The sequence below is a fragment of the Lederbergia sp. B243.17 genome (assembly GCF_057657925.1).
The window spans coordinates 95,915-118,155 of sequence record NZ_JBWBKF010000076.1; the positions used below are offsets into that span (position 1 = coordinate 95,915).

29 protein-coding genes are annotated in these 22,241 nt (G+C 44.2%); 8 read left to right on the forward strand and 21 right to left on the reverse strand.

The window, feature by feature from the left end; all coding sequences use genetic code 11:
* The first annotated feature begins 84 nt into the window (after positions 1-84).
* A complete protein-coding gene (gene lexA, locus AC0TWI_RS14485) occupies positions 85-705 on the forward strand; it encodes a transcriptional repressor LexA (protein ID WP_488127092.1) in 621 nt (206 codons plus the stop codon).
* A 34-nt stretch (positions 706-739) separates the two neighbouring features.
* Here the strand turns inward: lexA and spoIIP are convergent, their stop codons facing one another.
* From spoIIP to AC0TWI_RS14500, 3 genes are all read right to left on the reverse strand, one after another.
* Positions 740-1,825, reverse strand: a complete 1,086-nt coding sequence (spoIIP, locus tag AC0TWI_RS14490) for a stage II sporulation protein P (RefSeq protein WP_488127046.1) — start codon at positions 1,823-1,825, stop codon at positions 740-742.
* A gap of 83 nt (positions 1,826-1,908) precedes the next feature.
* Entirely contained in the window at positions 1,909-3,213 is a 1,305-nt protein-coding gene (gene dnaB, locus AC0TWI_RS14495) for a replicative DNA helicase (protein WP_488127047.1), read from the reverse strand.
* On the reverse strand, positions 3,195-3,695 hold the full coding sequence (locus AC0TWI_RS14500) for a hypothetical protein (protein ID WP_488127048.1): 501 nt from the start codon (positions 3,693-3,695) through the stop codon (positions 3,195-3,197). The genes dnaB and AC0TWI_RS14500 overlap by 19 nt, the downstream gene beginning before the upstream one ends.
* A gap of 423 nt (positions 3,696-4,118) precedes the next feature.
* Here AC0TWI_RS14500 and AC0TWI_RS14505 point away from each other — a divergent pair, with 423 nt between their 5' ends.
* Positions 4,119-4,376 (forward strand): hypothetical protein, encoded by a 258-nt coding sequence (locus AC0TWI_RS14505; RefSeq protein WP_488127049.1) that lies wholly within the window; start codon positions 4,119-4,121, stop codon positions 4,374-4,376.
* Positions 4,354-4,881, forward strand: a complete 528-nt coding sequence (locus AC0TWI_RS14510; protein WP_488127050.1) for an isochorismatase family protein — start codon at positions 4,354-4,356, stop codon at positions 4,879-4,881. The genes AC0TWI_RS14505 and AC0TWI_RS14510 overlap by 23 nt, the downstream gene beginning before the upstream one ends.
* A 38-nt stretch (positions 4,882-4,919) precedes the next feature.
* On the opposite strand, the gene AC0TWI_RS14515 is transcribed toward AC0TWI_RS14510, so the two are convergent.
* The 3 genes from AC0TWI_RS14515 to AC0TWI_RS14525 all read right to left on the reverse strand — a co-directional run bounded on the left by AC0TWI_RS14515 (position 4,920) and on the right by AC0TWI_RS14525 (position 6,407).
* Positions 4,920-5,720 carry an MBL fold metallo-hydrolase gene (locus tag AC0TWI_RS14515; RefSeq protein WP_488127051.1) on the reverse strand — a complete coding sequence of 267 codons (801 nt, stop codon included), beginning with the start codon at positions 5,718-5,720 and terminating at the stop codon, positions 4,920-4,922.
* Between the two features lie 71 nt (positions 5,721-5,791).
* Entirely contained in the window at positions 5,792-6,100 is a 309-nt protein-coding gene (locus AC0TWI_RS14520; protein WP_488127093.1) for a hypothetical protein, read from the reverse strand.
* A 31-nt stretch (positions 6,101-6,131) separates the two neighbouring features.
* Positions 6,132-6,407 (reverse strand): hypothetical protein, encoded by a 276-nt coding sequence (locus AC0TWI_RS14525; protein ID WP_488127052.1) that lies wholly within the window; start codon positions 6,405-6,407, stop codon positions 6,132-6,134.
* 331 nt (positions 6,408-6,738) lie between these two features.
* Here AC0TWI_RS14525 and AC0TWI_RS14530 point away from each other — a divergent pair, with 331 nt between their 5' ends.
* A complete protein-coding gene (locus tag AC0TWI_RS14530) occupies positions 6,739-6,936 on the forward strand; it encodes a hypothetical protein (RefSeq protein WP_488127053.1) in 198 nt (65 codons plus the stop codon).
* 442 nt (positions 6,937-7,378) lie between these two features.
* Here the strand turns inward: AC0TWI_RS14530 and AC0TWI_RS14535 are convergent, their stop codons facing one another.
* Positions 7,379-8,626: a GTPase family protein gene (locus AC0TWI_RS14535; RefSeq protein ID WP_488127054.1), complete on the reverse strand. Its 1,248-nt coding sequence runs from the start codon at positions 8,624-8,626 to the stop codon at positions 7,379-7,381.
* Between the two features lie 210 nt (positions 8,627-8,836).
* On the opposite strand from AC0TWI_RS14535, the gene AC0TWI_RS14540 reads away from it, so the two are divergent.
* A complete protein-coding gene (locus AC0TWI_RS14540) occupies positions 8,837-9,118 on the forward strand; it encodes a hypothetical protein (protein WP_488127055.1) in 282 nt (93 codons plus the stop codon).
* Positions 9,119-9,329: 211 nt separating this feature from the next.
* Here AC0TWI_RS14540 and AC0TWI_RS14545 read toward each other — a convergent pair whose 3' ends face one another.
* Positions 9,330-10,610: a DUF4179 domain-containing protein gene (locus AC0TWI_RS14545; protein ID WP_488127056.1), complete on the reverse strand. Its 1,281-nt coding sequence runs from the start codon at positions 10,608-10,610 to the stop codon at positions 9,330-9,332.
* Positions 10,597-11,130: a sigma-70 family RNA polymerase sigma factor gene (locus AC0TWI_RS14550; protein WP_488127057.1), complete on the reverse strand. Its 534-nt coding sequence runs from the start codon at positions 11,128-11,130 to the stop codon at positions 10,597-10,599. Before AC0TWI_RS14550 ends, AC0TWI_RS14545 begins: the two co-directional genes overlap by 14 nt.
* 144 nt (positions 11,131-11,274) lie before the next feature.
* On the opposite strand from AC0TWI_RS14550, the gene AC0TWI_RS14555 reads away from it, so the two are divergent.
* Both AC0TWI_RS14555 and AC0TWI_RS14560 read left to right on the forward strand, forming a co-directional pair.
* Positions 11,275-11,517: a YczI family protein gene (locus AC0TWI_RS14555; protein ID WP_488127058.1), complete on the forward strand. Its 243-nt coding sequence runs from the start codon at positions 11,275-11,277 to the stop codon at positions 11,515-11,517.
* Positions 11,518-11,750: 233 nt separating this feature from the next.
* Positions 11,751-12,509, forward strand: coding sequence for a ZIP family metal transporter (locus tag AC0TWI_RS14560; protein WP_488127059.1), 759 nt, complete (start codon positions 11,751-11,753; stop codon positions 12,507-12,509).
* A gap of 279 nt (positions 12,510-12,788) precedes the next feature.
* On the opposite strand, the gene lepB (AC0TWI_RS14565) is transcribed toward AC0TWI_RS14560, so the two are convergent.
* The 8 genes from lepB (AC0TWI_RS14565) to AC0TWI_RS14600 form a co-directional block, all read right to left on the reverse strand.
* Positions 12,789-13,448, reverse strand: a complete 660-nt coding sequence (gene lepB, locus AC0TWI_RS14565; protein ID WP_488127060.1) for a signal peptidase I — start codon at positions 13,446-13,448, stop codon at positions 12,789-12,791.
* A 38-nt stretch (positions 13,449-13,486) separates the two neighbouring features.
* Positions 13,487-14,062, reverse strand: a complete 576-nt coding sequence (locus tag AC0TWI_RS14570; RefSeq protein ID WP_488127061.1) for a hypothetical protein — start codon at positions 14,060-14,062, stop codon at positions 13,487-13,489.
* Entirely contained in the window at positions 14,034-15,251 is a 1,218-nt protein-coding gene (lepB, locus tag AC0TWI_RS14575) for a signal peptidase I (RefSeq protein ID WP_488127062.1), read from the reverse strand. The genes AC0TWI_RS14570 and lepB (AC0TWI_RS14575) overlap by 29 nt, the downstream gene beginning before the upstream one ends.
* Positions 15,252-15,709: 458 nt before the next feature.
* Positions 15,710-16,315 (reverse strand): ABC-2 transporter permease, encoded by a 606-nt coding sequence (locus AC0TWI_RS14580; RefSeq protein WP_488127063.1) that lies wholly within the window; start codon positions 16,313-16,315, stop codon positions 15,710-15,712.
* On the reverse strand, positions 16,308-17,174 hold the full coding sequence (locus AC0TWI_RS14585; protein ID WP_488127064.1) for an ABC transporter ATP-binding protein: 867 nt from the start codon (positions 17,172-17,174) through the stop codon (positions 16,308-16,310). The genes AC0TWI_RS14580 and AC0TWI_RS14585 overlap by 8 nt, the downstream gene beginning before the upstream one ends.
* A 5-nt stretch (positions 17,175-17,179) precedes the next feature.
* Positions 17,180-17,551: a GntR family transcriptional regulator gene (locus AC0TWI_RS14590; RefSeq protein WP_488127065.1), complete on the reverse strand. Its 372-nt coding sequence runs from the start codon at positions 17,549-17,551 to the stop codon at positions 17,180-17,182.
* Positions 17,552-17,562: 11 nt separating this feature from the next.
* On the reverse strand, positions 17,563-17,871 hold the full coding sequence (locus tag AC0TWI_RS14595) for a YfzA family protein (RefSeq protein ID WP_488127066.1): 309 nt from the start codon (positions 17,869-17,871) through the stop codon (positions 17,563-17,565).
* 139 nt (positions 17,872-18,010) lie between these two features.
* On the reverse strand, positions 18,011-18,724 hold the full coding sequence (locus AC0TWI_RS14600) for an alpha/beta fold hydrolase (protein WP_488127067.1): 714 nt from the start codon (positions 18,722-18,724) through the stop codon (positions 18,011-18,013).
* A 97-nt stretch (positions 18,725-18,821) separates the two neighbouring features.
* Between AC0TWI_RS14600 and AC0TWI_RS14605 the strand changes: the two genes are divergently transcribed.
* Positions 18,822-19,145 (forward strand): YnfA family protein, encoded by a 324-nt coding sequence (locus AC0TWI_RS14605; protein ID WP_488127068.1) that lies wholly within the window; start codon positions 18,822-18,824, stop codon positions 19,143-19,145.
* A 219-nt stretch (positions 19,146-19,364) separates the two neighbouring features.
* Here the strand turns inward: AC0TWI_RS14605 and AC0TWI_RS14610 are convergent, their stop codons facing one another.
* The 4 genes from AC0TWI_RS14610 to AC0TWI_RS14625 are packed head-to-tail and all read right to left on the reverse strand — an operon-like array spanning position 19,365 to position 22,102.
* The gene (locus tag AC0TWI_RS14610; RefSeq protein ID WP_488127069.1) at positions 19,365-20,075 is read right to left on the reverse strand and encodes a hypothetical protein; all 711 of its coding nucleotides are present in this window, start codon (positions 20,073-20,075) and stop codon (positions 19,365-19,367) included.
* A gap of 35 nt (positions 20,076-20,110) precedes the next feature.
* Positions 20,111-20,869 carry a GNAT family N-acetyltransferase gene (locus AC0TWI_RS14615; RefSeq protein ID WP_488127070.1) on the reverse strand — a complete coding sequence of 253 codons (759 nt, stop codon included), beginning with the start codon at positions 20,867-20,869 and terminating at the stop codon, positions 20,111-20,113.
* A gap of 38 nt (positions 20,870-20,907) precedes the next feature.
* Positions 20,908-21,666, reverse strand: a complete 759-nt coding sequence (locus tag AC0TWI_RS14620) for a GNAT family N-acetyltransferase (RefSeq protein ID WP_488127071.1) — start codon at positions 21,664-21,666, stop codon at positions 20,908-20,910.
* A gap of 46 nt (positions 21,667-21,712) precedes the next feature.
* Complete coding sequence (locus AC0TWI_RS14625; RefSeq protein ID WP_488127072.1) at positions 21,713-22,102, reverse strand: DUF4181 domain-containing protein; 390 nt, start codon at positions 22,100-22,102, stop codon at positions 21,713-21,715.
* Positions 22,103-22,241 lie beyond the last annotated feature (139 nt).

Consider the following 22,241-nt stretch of genomic DNA (forward strand, 5'->3'; position numbering starts at 1 on the left):
CACTTGTTCGAACTTATGTTTGTATTCCAAATCTCACCATGCTATAATGTGGATAATAAAAGAATTGCGGAGCGTGATGAAGAAATGAAGCTATCCAAAAGGCAGCAGGATATCATGGATTTTATTAAGCTCGAGGTGAAATCCAAGGGCTATCCGCCTTCGGTCAGAGAAATCGGTGAAGCAGTCGGACTTGCTTCCAGTTCGACCGTGCACGGTCACCTGGCCCGGCTTGAAAGCAAAGGCCTGATCAGAAGGGATCCGACTAAGCCCCGTGCGATTGAAATCCTTCAACTGGATGATGAACAGGTTCCAAAGCATAATATTGTCAACGTGCCGCTTGTCGGTAAAGTTACGGCAGGTATTCCGATCTCTGCTGTTGAGAACATTGAAGAGTATTTTCCGCTGCCAGATCATCTCGTTCCGGCTGATGAGCATATCTTCATGCTGGAAATCGTCGGGGAAAGTATGATTGAAGCCGGCATCCATAATGGCGACTATGTGGTTGTCCGCCAGCAGCAGACTGCAAGCAACGGCGACATCGTTGTTGCGATGACGGAAGAAAACGAAGCGACCGTCAAGCGTTTTTATAAAGAAAAGGGCCATTTCCGCCTGCAGCCGGAAAATTCTTCGATGGAACCGATCATTTTGGAATCTGTTTCCATCCTCGGCAAAGTTGTTGCCCTATATAGACATCAAATCCATTGATATCGGAGCCTGAATATACATTCAGGCTCTTATTCTAGTTATTTGCCTCAACGGCTTCTCCCCAGTAATATTCACTGATCACTTCTGCCAGTATGTCGACGCTCCGGTTCAGTTCATCCTGCGTGTTGTCTACCCCTCCCAGTTCGATGACAATTGATTTTTCAGCAAGGTCCTGGTTGTATATCCCATTGTTGTAATAATCACGCGGCTTGTCCCATACGCCTCGAGAGAGCGACGGATATTTCGCCTTCAGTAAACTGTTCAGCCTTTCTGCAAACAATAGGTTTTTTTCATAATTAGGGTGGCCGGTTCCGACGATGAACAGCACCTTTGCATGACTGATATTATTGATCATGGCAGTCGTTTTATCCTTTCGAGCTGTATCTCTATGAATATCGAGCACAAGCTGAACTTCCTTGTTTTGCGCCAGTGCTTCCGTCACCAATTCTCTTGATACCTTATAGCTTTGACTATAGGTCATTCCCCGCTGATTGAGGATGTCTGATACATCATCCGTATTGACGAGCGTTTTTATCCCTTTTTCCTCCAGCTTTTCTCCAAGACGTTTGCCGAATAACGTTACATTCTTCTCCATATGGAAGGCTTGATTGATGTCTGTTACGCCTGGCTTAAACGGAAGATATGACTCTCTTGTATGAGTGTGATATATCAAGGCAGCCGGATTAGCAGGAGGTTCAGGCTTTTCTTGAACAGGCGCTTCCTTGTCTTCATTGCTCTCCCAGTCTCCGAAATCGGGGGGAACAGGAGATTCGATCGGAAGGTGGCCGAACTCGTCGTCATCACCTGCCACAAGCTGTCTCGGCATCGCTGCCTGCAGCCCCGGAATCTCGCTTACGAGAAACGTGCGGATATCGCTGACGTTCAAATGGGTCAGAAATTCTAGCGTGCTTTTTGTAAAAGAGACATCATCCATCTCAGGCAGGACGGAGTGAAGGGCTCGCGACTCCATTGCCATGAAATAGAGCAGAGACTCGGAACTGGCGGCGTTTTTGCCTGCAATGGACAGGAAACTGATTTTCAGGCTGGAAAATGCGATGACCGATACGATCAGGAAGGCGGCAGTGATAAAGAGTACAGACCTTGCGGCGATTTTCAGCATCCATTTCATCCTTTTTATAAGAGTTGATATATCCCATGTATATGTAAAACCGCCACTCGTATTCCTGTTCGTTTTTGCCGCTGCTAGTTTGCGAGACTCTCTTCGGTAAACTGCCCGGTCTCTTTGCGGAAATGATAACGGAGTGTTCCAATCGGGCCATTGCGATGCTTGGCGATCAAGCACTCCGTCACATTCGTCTCCTCGGTGTTCCGGCTGTAATAGTCATCCCTGTACAAAAAGAGAACGAGATCCGCGTCCTGCTCAATGCTTCCGGAGTCTTTCAGATCGGAGAGCATCGGCCGCTTGTCATTCCGCGATTCAACCGAGCGCGAAAGCTGAGAAAGGAGGATGATGGGCACCTCTAGCTGGCGCGCCGTCGCCTTCAGCTCCCGCGTAATCCGGCCGATCGCCAGGTCATGACGCTCCTGCCTTTCATCCGTATCCATCAGCTGCAAGTAATCAATGATGGCCATACGTTTCCTTTCCGGCAGTTCCTGCTTTGTCATTTGGATGGCGGAACGAATATCGGCAATCGATTGGCCGCTTTTGTCATGGATCCGGAGGTGCCAGTCCTCGATATGCCGGATCGCCCGGCTGACGAGTTCCTCCTCCCTCTCCGAAAAATAACGGAATGGATTCCGCCATTTTGATCCGTGGATTTGGCAGAGGGTGCTCAGCAGCCGCTGAAGAAGCTGCTTTGCCGGCATTTCAAGAGAGAAAAGGTCGACAGATGTGCCACGCTGACACGCATTTTTGGCGAGATTCAGCACAAAGGCTGTTTTTCCCATCGAAGGCCTTGCCGCCAGGATGATCAGATCCCCGCTTTGCAAGCCGCCTGTCATTCCGTCGAGCTGATTGTATCCGGTCTCCACTCCGCTCACTTCACCCTTATCGGCTCTCAAATCACCCTCAATCTCAGCGAGTAAACTGCTTGTTGTCTGGACTTCTTTTGCCCGCTTCTGTTCCATTCCGATCAGTGCCTCCAGCAGCTGGTCACCCGCTGCCTCAGACGGACTTCGCAAAAAGCCTGCAGCCGCCTTTCCCATTTCGTTGAGCCGGTGTTTTTGCAAGATCATCTTTTCATAGCGGCTGACCCCTGCAGCAGATGGGCAGTTTACCGCCAAATCTGTCATATACGAGTAGTTTCCGGCACTTTCCAGGTTGCTCCCTAGCCTTTCAGCAATGGTAACGATATCTATCTCGATCTCGTCTTTCTCCAGTTCCCGCATCGCTGTGAAAATCAGGCGGTTGCGTGTTTGCGAAAAATGCTCCGGTCGAAGGGTGAGCCCGGCCAAAGCCGAGGGCTCAAGCAAGATTCCGCCAATAACCATTCCTTCTGGATCGAACCATATTTCCTGCTGGGAAAAGCCTACATGTGCGTTGTACACTTTTTCTCCCCCTCTCGTTTCCATCCCGATAAGAGCTGAAAGAAATCGGCTTTGGCCTCTTTCTTTTCCCTTCTTTCTTTCTTACCTTCTTCTTTTTGTTCGGCGAACGTTCTCGAAACGTTTCCCGAACGTTCGCCGAACGGCTTCTCATTGTCCGCAGGTCGCGCCACCACTGTAAAAACGGTGCCGAAGCCCGTTTCGCGAACGCTGATAAATCCTTCATTCACAAGCGAATCGACCGATCTTTTTACAGTGCTTTTTGAAAGCTGCTTCAGCCCTCTTCCTTCACGATAAGCCAAATCTTCCGCCAGCTTGGAGTAGGACCGGATGAATTCCCCCTTCTGCACCTCATATCCCTCCAACTCTCTTCCCTCCTGGAACGCCGCATTTGCCAGAAGCCAGACGTATAGCCGGAACGTGACCGGCTCCTTCCAAATTCTTGAACCGAGCAACTTCCGATCGATGCGAAACCATCCACTCACCTAAACCGCCTCCTTATGTATAGAGGGCCGACTAACTCAATCCGACCCATTCACCTCCCACATAGGGAGCAAGAGAGAAAAAGGACACCCTATCTCTTAATTCCCATTTACAAATTATTGCAAAATTGCTACTTTTAAAGAGGTGATCGCTATTCTAAGTTCTCGACCATTCAGCGCTTCTTTCTATTCGGCGGCGGCATTTTATTTAACGTGTTAACCTGAACGGCGTTATAGGTTTGGGAGAATCCAGAGTTTGCGTTTCTTTACCAAAACTTTATCCTCTATTCTTTTTTGATTGCGCTCTTCTCTCTCCTTCCTTTCACCTATCGTGACGGAATGGAAAGTGACGGACTGCAGCTGATTCGACTTGTAAGAGCTAGTGGAAAAAGAAGAAAGTTGGATGGGGAGGAAAAGGAATGAATCTTGCATTGGCCATTATTTTCGCCACCACTCTTGGTGCATTGCTGCTTCTCTTGGGGGCCAATTGCAGGCGGAATTATCGCATTCGCCATTGTTGCCGGCTGCTTGTTCAGGATTTTATATTTGCTGAACGATCTGCACGCCCGCACCTTTGCACATGTTCCGAAAAAAGACAGGGCGCAGCTGGTGTACGAGCAATATTTGAAAGACAAAGAAACCAAAGAAAGAAGTGAGTCGAGTGAAAGCACTGTTGGTGATTGACGTACAAAATGGAATTGTCGAGTTGGGGGATTTCAAGGAAGAATTATCGAAGATGGAAAGGGTCATTCAGGATTTTCGCGAACAAGACCTTCCGATTATTTTTGTGAAGCATATTGATGAAAATGAAGAAAGCTCGCTGTTCCGCGGATCTGCCGGGTCAGAGCTGCATGACTCGCTAAAAAACTTTGCTGATGAAATTGTTGAGAAGACGACACCCAGTTCTTTTTTCAAAACAGAACTGGACTCCTTCCTCCGCAAATCAGACATAAATCACGTATATATAATCGGATTCAATACCGAATTCTGCTGCATGTTCACCGCCATCGCTGCGTTTGACCGCGGCTATGAAGTGACGTTTATAGAAAGTGCGACGGGAACGGCCAACACAGCATATACATATGAAATGCCGGGTCTCGACATCAAGGACTTTGTTGGCACGGTGCTCCACTGGTCCGAGGCTATTGAAGTACTGGACTGGGAGGAATATGCGGAAGCAAATAAATGAGGGATGCCGCGGCATCCCTCTCTTTACACTGTAACAGCTCAGTAATTAGTTTCTTCTGCCATTTTCACATTGTCTAAATGGCTGCCTTTCATTCCATCATAAAACCGGAATTTCTCCCGGCATTCCTTCTCGAGTTCTCCGCTATCACTAGGCAGCTGCTGCAAATAACTCTTTGAAAAACGAATTCGCTCTTCCATCTCCCGCTTTTGGTCCGTCACAGAACCATGCCCCGGGACCAATTGATTGAGATCGTATGTATCCAAAATATGCTGAGCTTTTTCCACCGTATTGAGATAATCCGTATAACTGCTGTAAATGAACGGTAATTCGACATCCGACAAGTAATCTCCTGCCAGGAAAATTCCATATGGCTCCACAACGGTGAACAAACCATCGTTCGTATGCCCGGGAGCTTTGTAAAACGTCAAGGTCAAATCGCCCACCTTCAACGTTTCACCATCTGCTACGACCGTGAAATTCACTTCCGGATACGATGGCGTATAATTTCTCTCGATGTAATACTTCTGGTCAAACTCAAGAATTGCCTGGACCGCCGCTTCTTTAGTAGGATGCTGCTGGAATTCTTCGGTGGCAATAACCTTTCCCTCAGGAAAGGCTCCTGACCCGATGATATGGTCAAAATCACTATGCGTATATACAATATAAAGCTCCTTATTGCCCTTGCGCTGATCAACGAAATCTCTAATTTCATCAATTTCACCCGGCAGCCAATTGGGATCCGTCAGAATCACGGCCTCAGCCGATTCGATGACGGCCGTCGTTGTCTTATACAAAGCGCTTTGAAAAACCGTAAGATTGCCTTGCTGATAGTGAATCATGAAAACACCTCTCGCTTTCCTAATAAACCTTAAATCTAGCTGCATGTCTAATTTTAGATTATGAGAATGCACTAAAACGGATTCTCTCCGATGGCAATAGGAAAAACAACGATAAACAACGATGCAAGACAAAGCAGCCAGAATCGCACCGAGTTTAGCCGCTTGTTAAAGAAAATGCTTTTCTTGGAGATAAAAAAACCGATCACAATTGTGTACAAACCGAATAATAGATAAGATAGCGCAAACCAATTTACCCAAACGTTCCCTTCGAACGAAATCCCGTAATTCGCATAAACCATTTTTAAAACATAGACGGTTGCAAGCAGGCCAATCGCCAAAACGGATAAGCCTTCAATCGATCCAATCACAGCTTTTTTCATCTCTCCCAAGTAAATCAGCCCCCTATCCTCATCATTTTTCTGAGCGAATCGACTGGAAATACTCATACCCCAAGATGACTAGACCGATAACCGTCAAAATCACCCCGGCTATGAAAGGAAAGCCCAAAAATAGCGAATCGACCGTTTCGCCCGCAAACTGTTTCTCGCCAAAGATGGCATACCACAGCTTTGACCGTCCCGACCACGATGAAATGTGAGGTGCATAATTAGCTCCCACAATAATAATGGTCAAAACGAGCATGAGCCCACCCAGCAGGGAAAAACCGCCAATGATGATTCTTTTCATCTATTCACCTCCAAATGAAGTATATGACGTCCATTCCCACACCTTTCTTCTTTACAAAAGAAGATTATTTGAAGTGTACAAACATTGTAACAGTTATATGGAAAATAACAGCAAGAGATTTTCATTTACTAGACAAAGCAGATCGGTCCCTACCCGCATGCTGTGTCTGCCATATTGTCACTCACACCTTAAAGGACACAGAGTGGTGAACTCTCTCGTTTGAAAAATTGTTATTGGGAACTGAGCTTGCCAAGTTCAATTATAAAATTGCCAATGAAAAAGAATCCTTTATCCCGTGTTAGACGTCTAGTTAATCAAAGGGGGATTAAATGTGGAGTTTTTATTGTTTTCCTTAAAAGTATTCTATAATGCTTTTACGAATTTCTTTAAAGATGGTATCTGGATTGTAGGCTTTCTTTTCTTATTTATTCGCGTATTTGAAAGGCCATTGGTTCAAAAAATCGGAAAGTATCTTGCCGTGGCTGCATTGGCCATTTTGTTCATCAATTCAGTAATTTGGGCCCTGTAGAAAGCGGGATAAGGGGGTGCTATCCCCTTTCCGCTTTTGGTTACTGATCGGTCGTTATGCGAGTTGATGTATAAGAGGGCGCTGAGTATGAAAAAAAAGTACGTGGTTTTTTACTCTGTCTGGCTGTCCTATTTGTATTAGGATATGGAATTAAATTTCTTTCAATTACACCAACCGAAAAATATGCAATCGAAAAGTTTTTTCAGGCTGGCATTTATGAAGAGGCTGAAGAAAGGCTATGAGAATTATGAAAAGTTAACATTCTTTTCAAGTTAGAGTAAATTGCAAAAATAATAATGGAGAAGAAATCAAAAGGTATTTTGAAGGCCAGCTGGAGGAGTTTGACTTACATCGTTATCAGGTAGAAGTTTTTTAATTGACCATATTACACCCGGCACTACATAAAAACAGGCAGTGCCTCTCTTTCGGCACTGCCTTCTCTTTATTGCCCTTCTTCCTCTTCTTGCTTCCTCTCCTCAAACTCCCGGTCATACGTTTCTTTCACCTTGTCCATCGATTTGCTGTCGATGAAGTAGGCGACCGCCGCTTCGCAAAGCGCGTATGTTCCGGCTGATGCAATGAAGCCCGAGATGGCGCTTCCGGCAAACGGAATCAGCTTGACAAGCTGGCGTGCTACCTGCCGCAGCACGATGCCGGTTGCCACGTTGACGCCAAGCGCCCCCATGAATTCAGCGATCGCCTTCTTGCCAAGCTTCTGTCCGCCAATCATTGCAATCGAGGCGATCATCGCTGTCTGCAGGCCGGTAATGATCGGCATGTCCGCTATCGGAATCGGGCTTGCCCCGACCGCACCTGTGATCCCCGCTATACTCTTTCCCAGGCGACGTGCTACCTTTTTCTGGACCGAGCGGATTTTTGACAGCTTTGCCAAAATCATCTGCGCTTCATTCGGTAGTGTTTCAATCAAATAATCGAGCAGCACATCGATATTCCAGCGTATATCATAGACAATGTTGCCGTCTTCAAATTCCATGTAGCTCGCAACCGGAATAACATGAACCGGCTCTGATACGGCATCCCGCAGTTTCTTCGAGAGAACATCCATCGCTTCCTCGATATTCTCTCGCTTCACCGGATGGTCAAAAGGCGGCTTGTCCGCCGATTTGGGGCTTAATTCATCCACCTGTGTGACGACACCAATTATCGGCGCATCGTATTCATGGACTTCCTGAATCGTTTTCTTCAATTCCAAAAGCTGGGCCAAGTCCTCGTCAATCCGCGAGCTGACCTCCTTCGCCTTGCTCAGAAACAGAATAGCATCCGGACATTTTTCCTTAATAGATGCTTTCACTTCTTCCAAAGCTGTCGTTTCAGAGAACGCTTCCTCCGGATTGTCCGCCTCGCCGAGTCCGCGCGTGTCAAGAATATCAAGCGTACCGACATCCGAAGAATAGGAGTGCCATTTTCCGGCGCCTGTCCTTGCTTTTACATCGCCGACTTCCGCGCGCTTTTCGCCGAATATCGCGTTGATCAAACTTGATTTCCCAGCGCCCCTTCTGCCGACAATCGCAATTCTTGCCGGCCGGGCATCAACCGTAAATGACTTGAGCGACTCCAGTTCAATTCGAATCGTCTTCTTCATCTTCTCCGGCATTTTCGCTTTCGCCAGTCCTTCATAAATCGAACCGATTAAATCGGACATTTTCTTTTTCTCTTCGATTTCGCTCATAGAACGACTTCCTCCTCATGGCTCTGTGTCTAAAAGTATGAATGAACCGCTACTGCTTGTCTAGGAATGAGCAGGTCCTCTTCCATATACATACCCCGAATGTGTAAGAATTGTTCGCGTTTGATTTACTGAATTACATTTTAAATACTCTAAAAACAATGTAAAATGGTAAGAGATCAGAGTAATTTCCATTTTAAAGGGGGGGAAGTCATGCACTGGAAGATAAAGATCAGCATCTCTGCACTCATACTCATCGTTTTTCTAGGTGGCTTTTTATTGGGGAAGACAACTGCACGGGAAGCATCACGCGAAATAATGATCGGATATGCCAATACAAAAAACGCAAGGCAAATCATCGATTTCAACAAAGTGATTACTGATCTCGATAGCCAAAGTGTTGTTGATAACTTTATGATGATCTACCTTCACAAGCAGCCACTCCCTGATGGGGAACAAAAAGCTGTCGCGAGCCGGATATCCATATTTGGGTAAACAGTCCGAAGCAGTATACCCGCTTGATTGAGTCAAAAGTGTGGTTCACCGATGCTGGTGCCATTATCGGGGAGCGAGCTGGGGAAAGCTGGGATCAAATTTCTTATTACCAAATCAACCAAGACGATGCGAGGTATATAAAAGAAAGTATCGATTATCAAGACTAGATGCCTACACTACAAAAAAGAAAGAGACCACCGTCTCTTTCCCTTCACTTGCGCAGCGGTATGTCAACCGTCTGATGGTATGTTTTCATATAATGCATGCCACCGATCATCAAATGTGTCGGTTCGTCCTTTGTTTTAAAGGATATCACCCGTTCTTTCCAAATCTCCCCACTTTCGTCCGTCACATAATCCATTCTCTTCGTTGTTTTAAGCGGCACCTCGCCGGCTTTTGTCAAAAGGACGACCTTATCGAGCATAACGTCTTCCTCTGTCCGGATCGTCATGTCGAGGTCATCTCCATTCTGGTTCATCCCTGTGATGAAAAGGCGTTTCCCGCCGATTGGAATGGTGCTCATTTTGTCAACCGCCTCTTTGGCATCCAGTTTCCTATAGCCAGCAAATGCCCTCATATCGAGCTTCAGACTATTCACCCCGTCGGGCAGCGGATGATAGCGAACTTCGAATTTGACCCCGCCGCTGATCGTTGAAGTGGTTCCTCCGCCGGTAGATGCGAGCGGTTCCCCGTCTACGACAAGGTCAATCCCCCCGAACGGATCCGAAACCCGATCGAGATTTTCCACAGACGCCCTCCCTTTCACGATCGTCATCGTCGGTGTAGCGGTAATGGAATCGAAACGAACCTTCCCGCCGTCCACCATCAACGTTTTTCCGATCCGCTGTTGCACCCCTGCCCGCATCGCCCGGTTCGGCTCGTACGGGAAAGTGATGGTCCGTTCGACTCCGCCTTCTCGCTCAAAAAAAGACAATGTCAGTTTTTTGGCAAATGGGTTCACCGGCTCAAAAGAAAATTGCCCTTTCTGGAGAGTGCCGTTTTCTGTTGTCGTGCTCGTTCCAGACTCTATATGAGATTTCGTACGGAATCCGGAAATAGTAGTAGGTGAGAAAGGATCGCCATTGTCCCAATCAATCCCATTCTGATTCGTCACCGTATAAAAAAGCATCAACTGATTGTCATCCGATAAGATTCCATCAATCGTCAATTTTGACCCACCCTTCAGAGTGACCGTTTTACCGATGGGCTGACCCATCCCCTTTTCATTCAGCTCGGCAATCGGAGCATCCATGATTTCATCAAAGCCTAACAGCTTCTTCCCATAAAAGGCAAGGGCGTTATATTGGGAGCTGATCAGGACGAGAAAAAAGAGGGCAGCCGCTGAAAGCAGCCAAGGCTTCCATGCCGGCTTCTTCTTTACCGGCTGGGCATTTTCCAGCGCTTTCCGGATTCTCGTTTCCATCTCTTCAGGAGCAGAAATCGTTTCTATCCGCTTTCTCCGCTCTTCCAAGCTTTTTTCAATATCCGCCACTAAACTCCCCGCCTTTCCATTCCCGCATTTTCTTCAGTGCATTCGAAATTCGCGACTTTACCGTACCGGGCGGCACATCCGTCATCCCGGCAATCGTGTCAATGTCCAGGTCATGAATATACCGCAAAATAACCGCTTCCCGCTGATTCTCATTCAATAGGCCAAGCAGCGAATCGATGTCCATTTGCCGGTCCGCAGTTGCGTACGGATTATGGCCCGCTTCCTCTACCGTTTCCGGATTTTCCAGCAGGACGACTCTTTTCTGCTTCTTCAGCAGCCTTTTGCAGCAATTGACCAAGATCGTTTTGCTCCAACTATAGAAAACCGCGTCCTTTTTCAGCTGGCCAATTTTTTCATAAACGAGTACTGTCATTTCATCAATCGCATCCAATGCATCATGCTCATTTTTCATATACGCGAGCGCCAGCCGGTAAAATGCATCTTGCTCCTTTGCCAGCAGCGCAATCAGCGCCTCTTTATCCCCTTTTTTCGCCTTTTTTACAAGCCGTCCAACATTCATGCCTTCACCTCTCTTCCTAAGAGCCATGGGAATAGGAAAACGTTCAGATTATTTTCAATAAAATTATGATAATATGAAAGAGACAAAAGCTCGAGCGGTTAACAGAATGTAAACAGGTTTGTTTTGGGTAAAGGAGGGATCATTTTGTTAAAAATTCTTCGTTATGTATTATCACTAGTAACTCTTTTATTTGCTTCTTATGGAGTAATAACGAAAGATTTTACGTTTGCAGATATTATGATTTTCTTTTTAGGTCTTACGATGTTGGTTTTGGGTATCGAGGAATATAAGAATGAACGAAAAGTAATGGGCTCGTTTCTAGTTGTTGTCTTTTTATTTTCGTTATATGTATCAATAGACGGATATTTTTCGCATAATTTTTATTAATCATCAACATAAGAAGGGTAGTAATCTTCACCAAACTAATTAATTAGAAGATGCAGGATATTCGGATATTAGTTTTTGAACGATTAGATGAAGTAGTGGATCTTGCCATCCCAGAAAGCATTAACAATAAGTGATCGATAAATTTTCAAGCGTGATGGTGTTTATAGCAAGTAAATGAACTGCTAAAACATAAATCTTAACAACCGAATACACGATCGGAATGGGGTAACTTGATGGAAAGGATGAATAGTTTACTTGAAAAATGGGCCGGTGCTTGCTTTTCTTTTGCCGTTTTTGCAGCCTATCTCCTGCTTTCTGAGGGTTTTGACATGTATCGGTTTTCAGACTTGATTGGAAACCACTGGCTCTATTTGCTCTTTTTTGCTTATGGGATCTTCTGTTCTTATCTAGTTGATCTGCTTGTTTTGCGGATTCACGACCATCGAAAAAATAAGATTCGCATCGCTCTGTACATCTTTTTCGGAATGGCGGTCTTCCTTGCGGTCGGCGGAATTTCTATATTCAGCCTGTTTGCCGGTTTCATCGGCGCTATCTTCGCAGCTCTTGGATTTGCAGGAGCGGTTCTTGCTTCAAAAAGCAAACGCTGGAAGTATGGATTTGCCTTCGGGATCCCTTTGCTATTGGCCTTCTTTTTAACGGTTGATTTTACGGTGAAAAGAGATTGGACAGAGGAAAGCACGCCGACTTTCTTTCATGCCAAGTTCACTTATTTTAACGGCGAACACAGAATCCCTATTCAAGTGAAAAAAGGGGAAAACTTGGACTTCTCCATAACCGTCACCAACGAAAACGGCGGCGGCCACGGCTATCATGTCGAAGGGAAAGGAAAAAAATATATCTCAATGGAAGAACTCGGTGAAAACAGACTGCGGATTCATACAAACAAAGACGCCGAACTCGCAATCATCGTCACAGGAGATGATCTGGAGGGGGAGGTATCGGTGGATTGGCAAATAAAGCCTGCCGATTAAACAGCATACGGAGTCTGGAATAAGACAACAGAAGATTTTTGCAATTAGCATCGCACCCGTCTCCCCGGTGTGCATGGCGCAGTCGGAGAGAAAAAGACAGACAAGAGGGGGAGTAGACGACATCATCCCCCTGGTTGACCGGCTATCCCTTATCAGCCAGCTGTTGGACATCCTATTCAAAGAGTGGCCCTTTCCTCCATGAACAATCATTCCTGCTAAATGATGATCAGGATGGGTATGAATAGTAGAATGAAATTCTTGATGTTTTTTTCCATCACATCACGCTTCGTGCCCGACAATTACCCCTTCGATCGCTCCAATCGGCAGCAGTCCAAAATCTCGGCTGTCAAAACCCTTTGACCATTCATCCACCAAGACAAAGACGGTGTCCACTTTAACCGTTACTCGTTCCATACTCGTTTTAAAGTATTCACTTATGCTGGCATCATCCCAATTTGCCTGTGAGCCTGCGATATTGAAATATTCCTCTTCGCTGTACCCGTTGAGAGTCGCCCTGCCATAGGGAGCTTCGAGCATTTTCCCATCAATATAAACCTGGCCTTCTTTAATCTCAACCGTTTCTCCAGGCAACGCTATGATTCTTCCAATATTCATTTTGGGAACGGAAGCACCTTCCCTTTTAAATTGGACAACAGGTGTTCGATAAGAAACCATCTGCCCTCTTTTAAGCTCATCATATTCCTTGTCTACAACGAAATTGGCAAGTTCATCTGGCTGATACGGCGATTCGCTATCAACAATTCGTCCCGGCCCAACCTCTGTCATTTTTTCGCTGATTTCATTAAACTTTCGTAAGACCCTGTATAGCAAAATGAGGACATGAATGCCCCACGCGATGACCAAGCCGGCAATAAAGCCCACCCATGAAAAAAACATAGTAGAAAATAAAATTAATCCTATATATATAAAAACAATCATCCATTTCCCCACTTTCCTAACAGCCTTCCGAGTTAATCTCATTCGCCACCGGACAATTTTACCTCATACAGCTCCATGCTTTTTGGAAGGATGGCCGATAAAAAACCTGACCTTTGGTCGTAACTAATATCGTCTTTATTTATCCCTACGATTGAAACGTTCTCGACTCCTTCTTTTAGCACCTGTCCAAGCATAATGTTTGTATCTTCAGAAATAGGCTTATAAAGAACCGCGTAACCGACCGAAGGATCTGCTGGACCAAATCGATACATTGGGGAGTATGACTCCCATTTATACTGCCCTTTTTGGTTTATAATCACTTTGCTGATCCCTATTGCATTTTCTTGATGAATCCGGTAAACATAGTATGTTTCCTCGCCATGGGGATACCTTCCGATAACTCCCTCTCTTGCTGCTTCAGCAGTCTTTAAGCCGTTTTCCACTGCAGCCGCTTCCGAATCGTATAATTCTTCTTGCAACTCACTTTCCTCATCAGCCGAACAACCTGTCAATAAAAGGAATGCGATTATAAAAGCAAAGGGCATTATGCGCAATAAGATTCCCCCTTGGTTTCTGATGACAATTTCAATTTCTTCCAATAGCAACCAATTCAATGTTAAACGACTCCAAGTTTTTCGGAACAATAGCTGCAAAAAAACCGGAGGTGCGGTCGTAAATGATATCCTTCTCATCCAAACCGGTGATGTTAATCTGCATTACACTATCTTTTACCACCTGCCCCAGCAGGATGTTTGCCTCTTCAGAAATTGGCATATAGGCACATAAGTAACCGGCCGAAGTATCAATTGTTCCGAAGCTAACCTTCGTCGGGAAAGTCTCCCATTTAAATTGCCCATTTTCGGTTTCTGTTACTTTACTAATTCCTAGTCCGTTTAACTGATGAATGCGGAATACATAATATGTTTCATTTCGATAATTCAGTTTCCCTACTACGCCATCCGTAATGCCATAGTCACTCTTCACGCCTTTTTCTACTGCAGCAGATTCCGAATCGAAAAGTTCCTCTTCCTCCTCACTTTTCTCGTCTTCATGCCCAGCAACAACACCCAAAATGCGTTCCACACGCACCGGGCCAAAATCTCGGCTGTCGACCCCTCTCCACCATTGATCCACTAGAAGGAAGACGGCGTTTTCTCCGACCTCCACTTTTTCCATATTCGTATTGAAGTACTCTCTTGCTTCATTATAAATATTTTTCGAATCCGTCACTCTGAAATATTCCTCTTCCCCCATACCGTGCATTGTCGCTTTGCCATAAAAGGTGTCAAGCTGCTTTCCCTCAATATAGACCTGACCACCTCTAATTTCGACGGTTTCTCCTGGCAGACCGATCACTCTTCCAATTTGCATATCGGAAATATTCGCTTCTTTGTTCGGATGTTCAAATTCTGGGAGCTTATAATATACCGCCTCCCCCCTTTTCAGTTCGCCGAACGCCTTTTCAACAACCAATTTCCCATGCTCATGTGCCTCGAAATCATGATTGCCCCTGTCCATTGAATCAATGCCCCATTCGACTAGAAAGGAAGTTTCCGTCTGCGGAACTTGGGGCAGTCTCTCCGGTGTTGACGAATCTGTTATATACTGGTCGCTGCTAGCCACGCCGTTAATAAATATATAGGCACCTGTAATGGCTGCAAAAAATACTAGCAAGGTAAAGACAATAAGAAACCATAGATGCCTCCTTCCAGGAGCTGCCTGCCTAGAAAACTTCCCATGCTCTTGAACAGAAGAACTTTCGCCATCTCCCTTTTGCAAGTCATCTTCAGGTATTTGTTTCAATCGGATCCCTCCCTTTTCTGCAACTGCCGACTCCTCTTATAGGAATTCATTTTCTATATTTCAATATTCTGTCAAGATATAGACGGAGTTACATTACTTTACTTTGCTTGTTACTTCTTAGACGACTTGAAAGGAGAAAAAGTAACGAACATTTAGAAAATACATTGCTCAATCCTTATCTGGAGAGCTCTAGAATCAATCCCACAGCGCTCAAACATTACATATCCTATTTAAAAAAAGGCCCCTAAGAGGCCTTTTCTGCAATATTATTTCTTCAATTTATCTGCCTGCTTTTGCATCCATTTTGCCCAAGCAGTCCATCCCCAAACCGCTGCAACGGCCATCACGACGACAATCGAAAGATTAATCCAGCCCATATGGATGCCCCCTCTAGTTGGATTGCTTCAATTGTACAATAGTCCGAAACCTAATTCCATACATTTCCAGATTAATCCCAATCAAAACGCCTTCCTTTGATAGATGGCTGTCGTCAAAACCCAAGATAGACCATAAAGTACGACAATCACCAGGGCTCCTGCTGTATAAAGAGCCGAAATGGACAGACCGGAAACAAAATCAACGATCGCTGGCAGCTTGCCTGCCAAAAAGCTCACAATCCCCGGTCCCACACCCGACAATACGATAAAGGAGATGAGTACGGCAGGAAAGATGTAACCGGGCTTAAAGATGTAAAACAACGGAAACGTCAACGCGGAAAAAAGAAGAAATAGTCCGACACCAATCGCAATATCGGTTAGAGTAAACGATTTTCTAAAAGCGAGTAACGTCAAGCTGGTCAATCCAACGGACAGGCTCATATAAACAATCGCACCCAAATAACGTGAAGCGATGATCTCCTTCCGCGTATAAGGCAGTGAATTCAACAAAATATTCGTCTCTGCTTTCTCATCGTATGCATACGTATTAAAGGGAACCATTATACTGGCAACGAGAAAAATCAGTGCTGGGTGTGATTTCATGATGATAAAGAATACTATAAATGGAATATAAATGAGCAGCTGTCTTTTCTGCAAGATTAGATCTCTTTTCATCAAATTAAACATGCTGCACTCCCCCTTTCATGTAATACATAATATCCTCGAGCGACGCCGGTTCGATGACGACGCTATCCCCAAACATCTTTCTCGCTTTGCTGCTATTATTGGTTAAAGCTTCAAACCCTGTGGAAGCCCGATTAACATGGAGAAAAGCCTTTTCCGTATCACTGTCAAGCAGATCGGTTCTGCCTTTCACAAGCGCATAATTTTCAGCAACTTCATGGATGGACTGATTAAAGACCAACTCCCCCTTTTGGATAAACGCGATATAATCGGCAATCCGGTCCAAATCCGTTGTAATATGTGTAGAAAAGAAAATCGTCCGATTTCCGTCAATCATAAATTCCTGCAAGAGGTCCAGCAGTTCCCGCCTGAATATCGGATCCAGACCCGCCGTCGGTTCGTCCATGATAATCAACTCGGCATCATGTGAAAGCGCGATTGCCAATGAAGCTTTCATCTGCATCCCTTTTGAGAAGGTCTTGATCGCTTTGTTCAGCGGCAATTCAAAACGCTCGACGTACCGGTAAAACAAGGTATCGTCCCATCGCTTATACGCCGGCCCAACAATCCGCTTGATATCCTTCAAGTTGAGTCCTTCGAAAAATACATTGCCGTCATAAACGAACCCAATCCGCTCCTTTATCTCCTTTTCATGTGTTTTGTAGTCCAAGCCGAATATTTTGACGTCTCCACTGTCAGGATGCAACAGATTCATCATCATCTTTATCGTTGTCGATTTACCTGCTCCGTTTGCCCCGATAAACCCTGTTACAAACCCTTGCTTCACTTCCAAATTAATGTCCTTTACGGAAAATCCTTTAAATCGCTTTGATATATTTTTCATTTCTACTACGTTTTCCACCCTTTTCACCCCTCATATAAAATTCCCAATAATTCCTTCAACTCTTCAAGTGAGAGCCCGATCTCCCTGCTGTTCACGATGACCTCGCCCAGCTGCTCCTCGATGACCTTCAGCTTCTTCTCCCGGATGACTTCTAAATTTTGTTCAGCAACAAAGGAACCTTTACCGACAATTGAATAGATAAAGCCCGCTTTCTCCAATTCTTCGTAAGCACGTTTCGTCGTTATCACACTGATATGCAGATCTTTTGCGAGGTTACGCATAGAAGGGATCGCATCTCCTTCCTGCAACTCCCCTGCTAAAATGGATGACTTGACCTGATTGGCAATCTGTTCATAAATCGGCTCCTTTGAACTGTTCGAAATGATAATTTGCATAAAATCCCTCTTTACTTAATTTTTGAAGAACCCGCTGAAAACAAATCCCTTACTGCCTGAATGATGTTATTGGCCAAAAGAATGGTCGTGATCAGATTGAAAAACGGAAACGAGTAAGGGGCCATCCACTCAGTATATAGCTTCGAATCGAGAAGCGATCTGCCCATTCTGATTAGAAAATTATTGCTATCGTTTATATTTGGCTCCCAAGACGTACCATCAATTAACAAAAATATCAGTTGCACAAGCACAAATATCAAGATTCTCCCTATCCAGTGCTTTGCCCTCTCGCCCACTTGCATTCTCCCCAGTTGAATCATAAGACGACTCCTTCTCTTTTAAATAGTGTATATATACTTTATATACAATATACACAGAACAATGTCTGCGTGCAAGCCCTTTTTTCATAATTCGTTAAAAATAACGAAAAAGAACCCCATTGATTTGGAGTTCTCTTTATTATTTGCTTGTTTTTGAAAGGAATAAACGTAAGATTTCATTGTAAAGCTTCGGCTGCTCAGCGTGAACAAGATGAGCTGCAAAAGGAATAATGGAGACGTGGATCAATTTATTTTGCTGAGGATAAACAATCGTCCCCTTCGTCTCATGGCTATTTGCTTCTCCGACGATAAACAATGTAGGCATTTTTAAATCGGACAAATCGGATGTTTCTTCAAACGGATACGAATCTTTCTCTCCTGCAATCTGCAGCAATTCTTGCCAACCTTCTCCGTGAACCTGGTTAAAAATATCATTCATCTCCTCATTCTCAAGGAGGACAGCGTACTGCTCACGCTCTTGTTCTTTCATTTCCGCCCAACTAGAAGGTTTTTCAGGCAATATTCCCGAGAGAGTCAATGTTTTCACTTTATCGGGAAACTTTTTAGCAAAATGCAACCCGACTAGAGCACCAATTGAGCACCCAACAATGTGAGCCGAAGGAATGCCAAGTTGATCAAATGTTTCCAGCAAGTCATCCGCAGAGCCTAAATAATAGTTTGAAAGATCCCGAGAATGGGACTTACCATGTCCTCTCAAGTCAGGAACGATCACTTTGTAGCTAGTCCGGAAATATTCCCGTTGTTGTTCAAAATCTGTCATACCCGTTTGCAAACCGGTATGCAAAAAAACAAGTGCTTCCCCGTCTCCAAAAATACTTGTATGCAAAATCATTGATTTAGCTCCTCCTCTCCGTAATCTATGAGAAGTTTTCACTATACAGTATGGTATAGTAACTCTTAGCAACCGTGTTAAAGGTGGTGTGTAGTTCGTGTACGCAGCAGTATTGTTTGTGCTAGCCGGTCTTGCTGAGATCGGCGGCGGGTATATGATATGGATTTGGATCCGAGAAGGCAGGCCGATGTTCTGGGGTATACTTGGCGGTATTGTATTGGCATTATACGGAGTGATTGCAACATTTCAGACCTTCCCTTCCTTCGGGCGGGTGTATGCCGCCTATGGAGGAGTTTTCATCGTCCTTTCTGTCTTATGGGGATGGGGGGTTGACCGGAAGACGCCTGATCTCTATGATTGGCTCGGTGCCGGCATATGCATGATCGGTGTCGCGGTCATATTACTCGCTCCCCGACAGTAAACCCGTCAAGTATAAAAGCGGGAAGACGTCTCTTCCCGCGACAAACTCATTTATTCTTCATCTCCTCCAATAAGGAGATAATCTTTTCATTCTGTTCAATAAGGGTATCGTTTTGCTGCCTTATTTTTGCAAAATCGAAAGAAAAGACGAGTAATAGTACAATCATGAACATGACTACCACGGGAATACCTCATTTCACATCGTAATTTTTTTCACCCTTTATTCATCCTTCTTTGTCCAAAGGATTTTATAAAGGAATGCCAACTCGGCTTTGTCAAGATTTGCAGGCAGTTCTCCAGGTTTAGAATCTAGCGCATGAAATGCATGTTCGCTACCTGTTCCACTAGCGCCTCTCCATAGTGCCAGATAGACGGGTTTATTTCGTTCGATGTTCATTTTTTCATCCAGCAGATTACTTGCTGAGGAAGCCACCATCTTATTCTCATACGTTGCGGAAGATCGTGATATTGGGGTGCCAATCTTTAATTCAAAAAAGCGCTCGTCTTCAAACGAAAAATTACTAATTCCGAACGAGATGAGATGATCTTTAAGTGTTGTTTTTGAATCAACTTCGGTAATCATAACCTCGCCGGCAGACCTTCCATTTTTAAATGATTCTATTGATAAAAGCAACTTTTCTTCTTCTGCCACAGTTCCATTCAGTTTAAAATAATCGATTTGATCTACACCTGTTTGCGTAACTAGGGTATTCTCTCTATCACTCAAGACATAGGGTTCTATTGTTATTTTTTGGCTGGATTGCTTTGCTGTTTCTGAACATCCTGATAAAAACAGAACCAGAGTAAACAACATGAAAAGTCCTTTGGGTTTCCGCATGTTTCCTCCTTCACTTCCCTTTTTGGATGCGAGAATAGCAGGAATGGTACTATCCGCAAATAACGAGCAGCCGCTGGATCTTTCTTTTCCCATCGCATCGCCTCCCGATTTTCCTTCAGTGAAAATGTTTACCTTTCATAGACTTTTATGGTCTCATACTTGAATCCCTGGCACATGTAGTTTTGTTTTTGATACATCTCTCTTGGCGTATCCTCTCCATCAGCCACTAAAATCACAGTCTTATCCGGAAAAGAATCCATGACAAATTTTTGCAGTCGGCTTGCAATTCCTTTGTTCCGGTATTGCTCACTAACCGATAGATCATCGATCTCCGCTGTCTCAGCTGAGACAATAATATCTGAAAATCCCGCTGGTTTTCCTTGATAGAATGCGATAAGCTGTGTGATATCCGGATCTTTAAACTGGCGTTTAACGAGTTCTGCCCGCTGTTCCGCAAAATCCTTTCCGAATTCCAGGTCACTTTTATAGCGAAGCGCAAGAAGTTCCTCCATGCTGGCTTCTGTTACCACTTGAATCTCGATCTCCGGATTAGCTGCCAGAGAAGGAAATTGCTGCGGCTGAACCGCATACAATTCGAGAAACCCTGTTTCATAGCCAGCCTCGGCCAGGTACACATCCAAATCGTCTGTTGGCTTCATATTTGCTGGATAGCAGAATTTCACGTGCTGCTGGCCTCTTTGTAAATGGTAGTCTCTCAAGTATTTTTCAGCCTCTTTGAATTCCTGTAAGGATGGCATTGTTTTAAACTCAAGGAAATTGCTGTCGTATCGGATTAACATCTCAGGGTAATGGACGTGTCGAAATCGTTCATTATCGGCTTCAATATTTCCTAGTGTATAAATATCTTCAAATGTAATTTGTTTCATTGTTTTTCCCCTTTTCTAAAACCATCTGTTCATTTAAATTAGATCAACTTTTTTAATCTTTTTACTGCCGAATGTACCGTAAGTCTATGGAAAGAAATAAGTTGGTTTTTATAAACCACACCATACACTCCATAAGGTGTAGGTGAAAGTTTCAATAATTCATTTCTATCCTTTAACTCAATAACATCAGCTACAATATGTAACTTTTTCGCTCCCTCTAAGACATTATCCGTTGCAATCTCTAAAAAGGGACATTGGTGAGTTCGCAAGATAGTTAGGCCATTACATCTTTTCAGCCTTGCATCCCAATCGTTTGGGAAATACGGGTTTGGAAAATCCCCCAATTTATAGACCAATAACTCAAAACCATAGGGAGCCTGTTCAATTTCCTGAAAATGATTCTTGATAAAAACATCTTTGCTTGGTGTCCATGAAGTATCCTGATTTGTAATAACTACGACACCATGTTTGTTTTGCTCTCGAGCATCTTCAATACAACGATTAATCAATTGTGTAGCAAACCCTTTTCCCGTCACATTGACCCATAAGCAATGAATGACCAAATAGTTATGTCCGTATACAACTCTTGAAGAAAATTCAATCGGTATGTATTCAATAAATCCGGCAGGCTTGTTCTCATATTCAATCTTGATGTATTTTAAACCTTGCTGAAAACTCCCTCTTAGCCAGTTGTTTTTGTTTGTATAACCCGATGATTGAGGTTTACTGCGAAGACAATAGCATCCCGAATTTTCAATATTTTCTTCGATCACCTCGACCATTTCAACTGTCCCCATCTAAATTCCTCCTATATAAATTTCACATTTTCGAAGTTATGTAAGTCTAAAATTTCCTATTTTCCAAGAAGGAAATAGCAAGAAATAGGACGAGAAACATTCCAGCGCCTAAAAGTTGATAATAATATGATTTATCTTCCCGGCTTGATACCCAAAGTTCGATCCCTCTGAAGGCTTGAACAAAAAAATACAAAACACAGAGAAATTTCGGGGCGAAGGCCGTGGATGGCGGATTGGCTATACTTATGTAAACAATAACTCCAATTGCGGATGCTATAACAATAAGAATCTCTGTGATTACAAACCACTTATTTCTGTCTTTTGAGAAAGGGGACATCCTTTTTTCTTTTATCTTCAGCTTTCGACTGAAGAGATAACGACCGATGAAGAAATAACCCAGGAGAATGATTGCTGCTATTACAAAATAAACAAACACGTTTCATCCCTCCTTCAAATGAACAAATGGGTAAAGATAGTTAGCAACCAGCTTAAGCAACCTGTCGTATAATCAAATTCCACGCTCTGTAAATACCATGATACCGCAAGCTGCGACCGAAAAGTGTTGAATTACGATT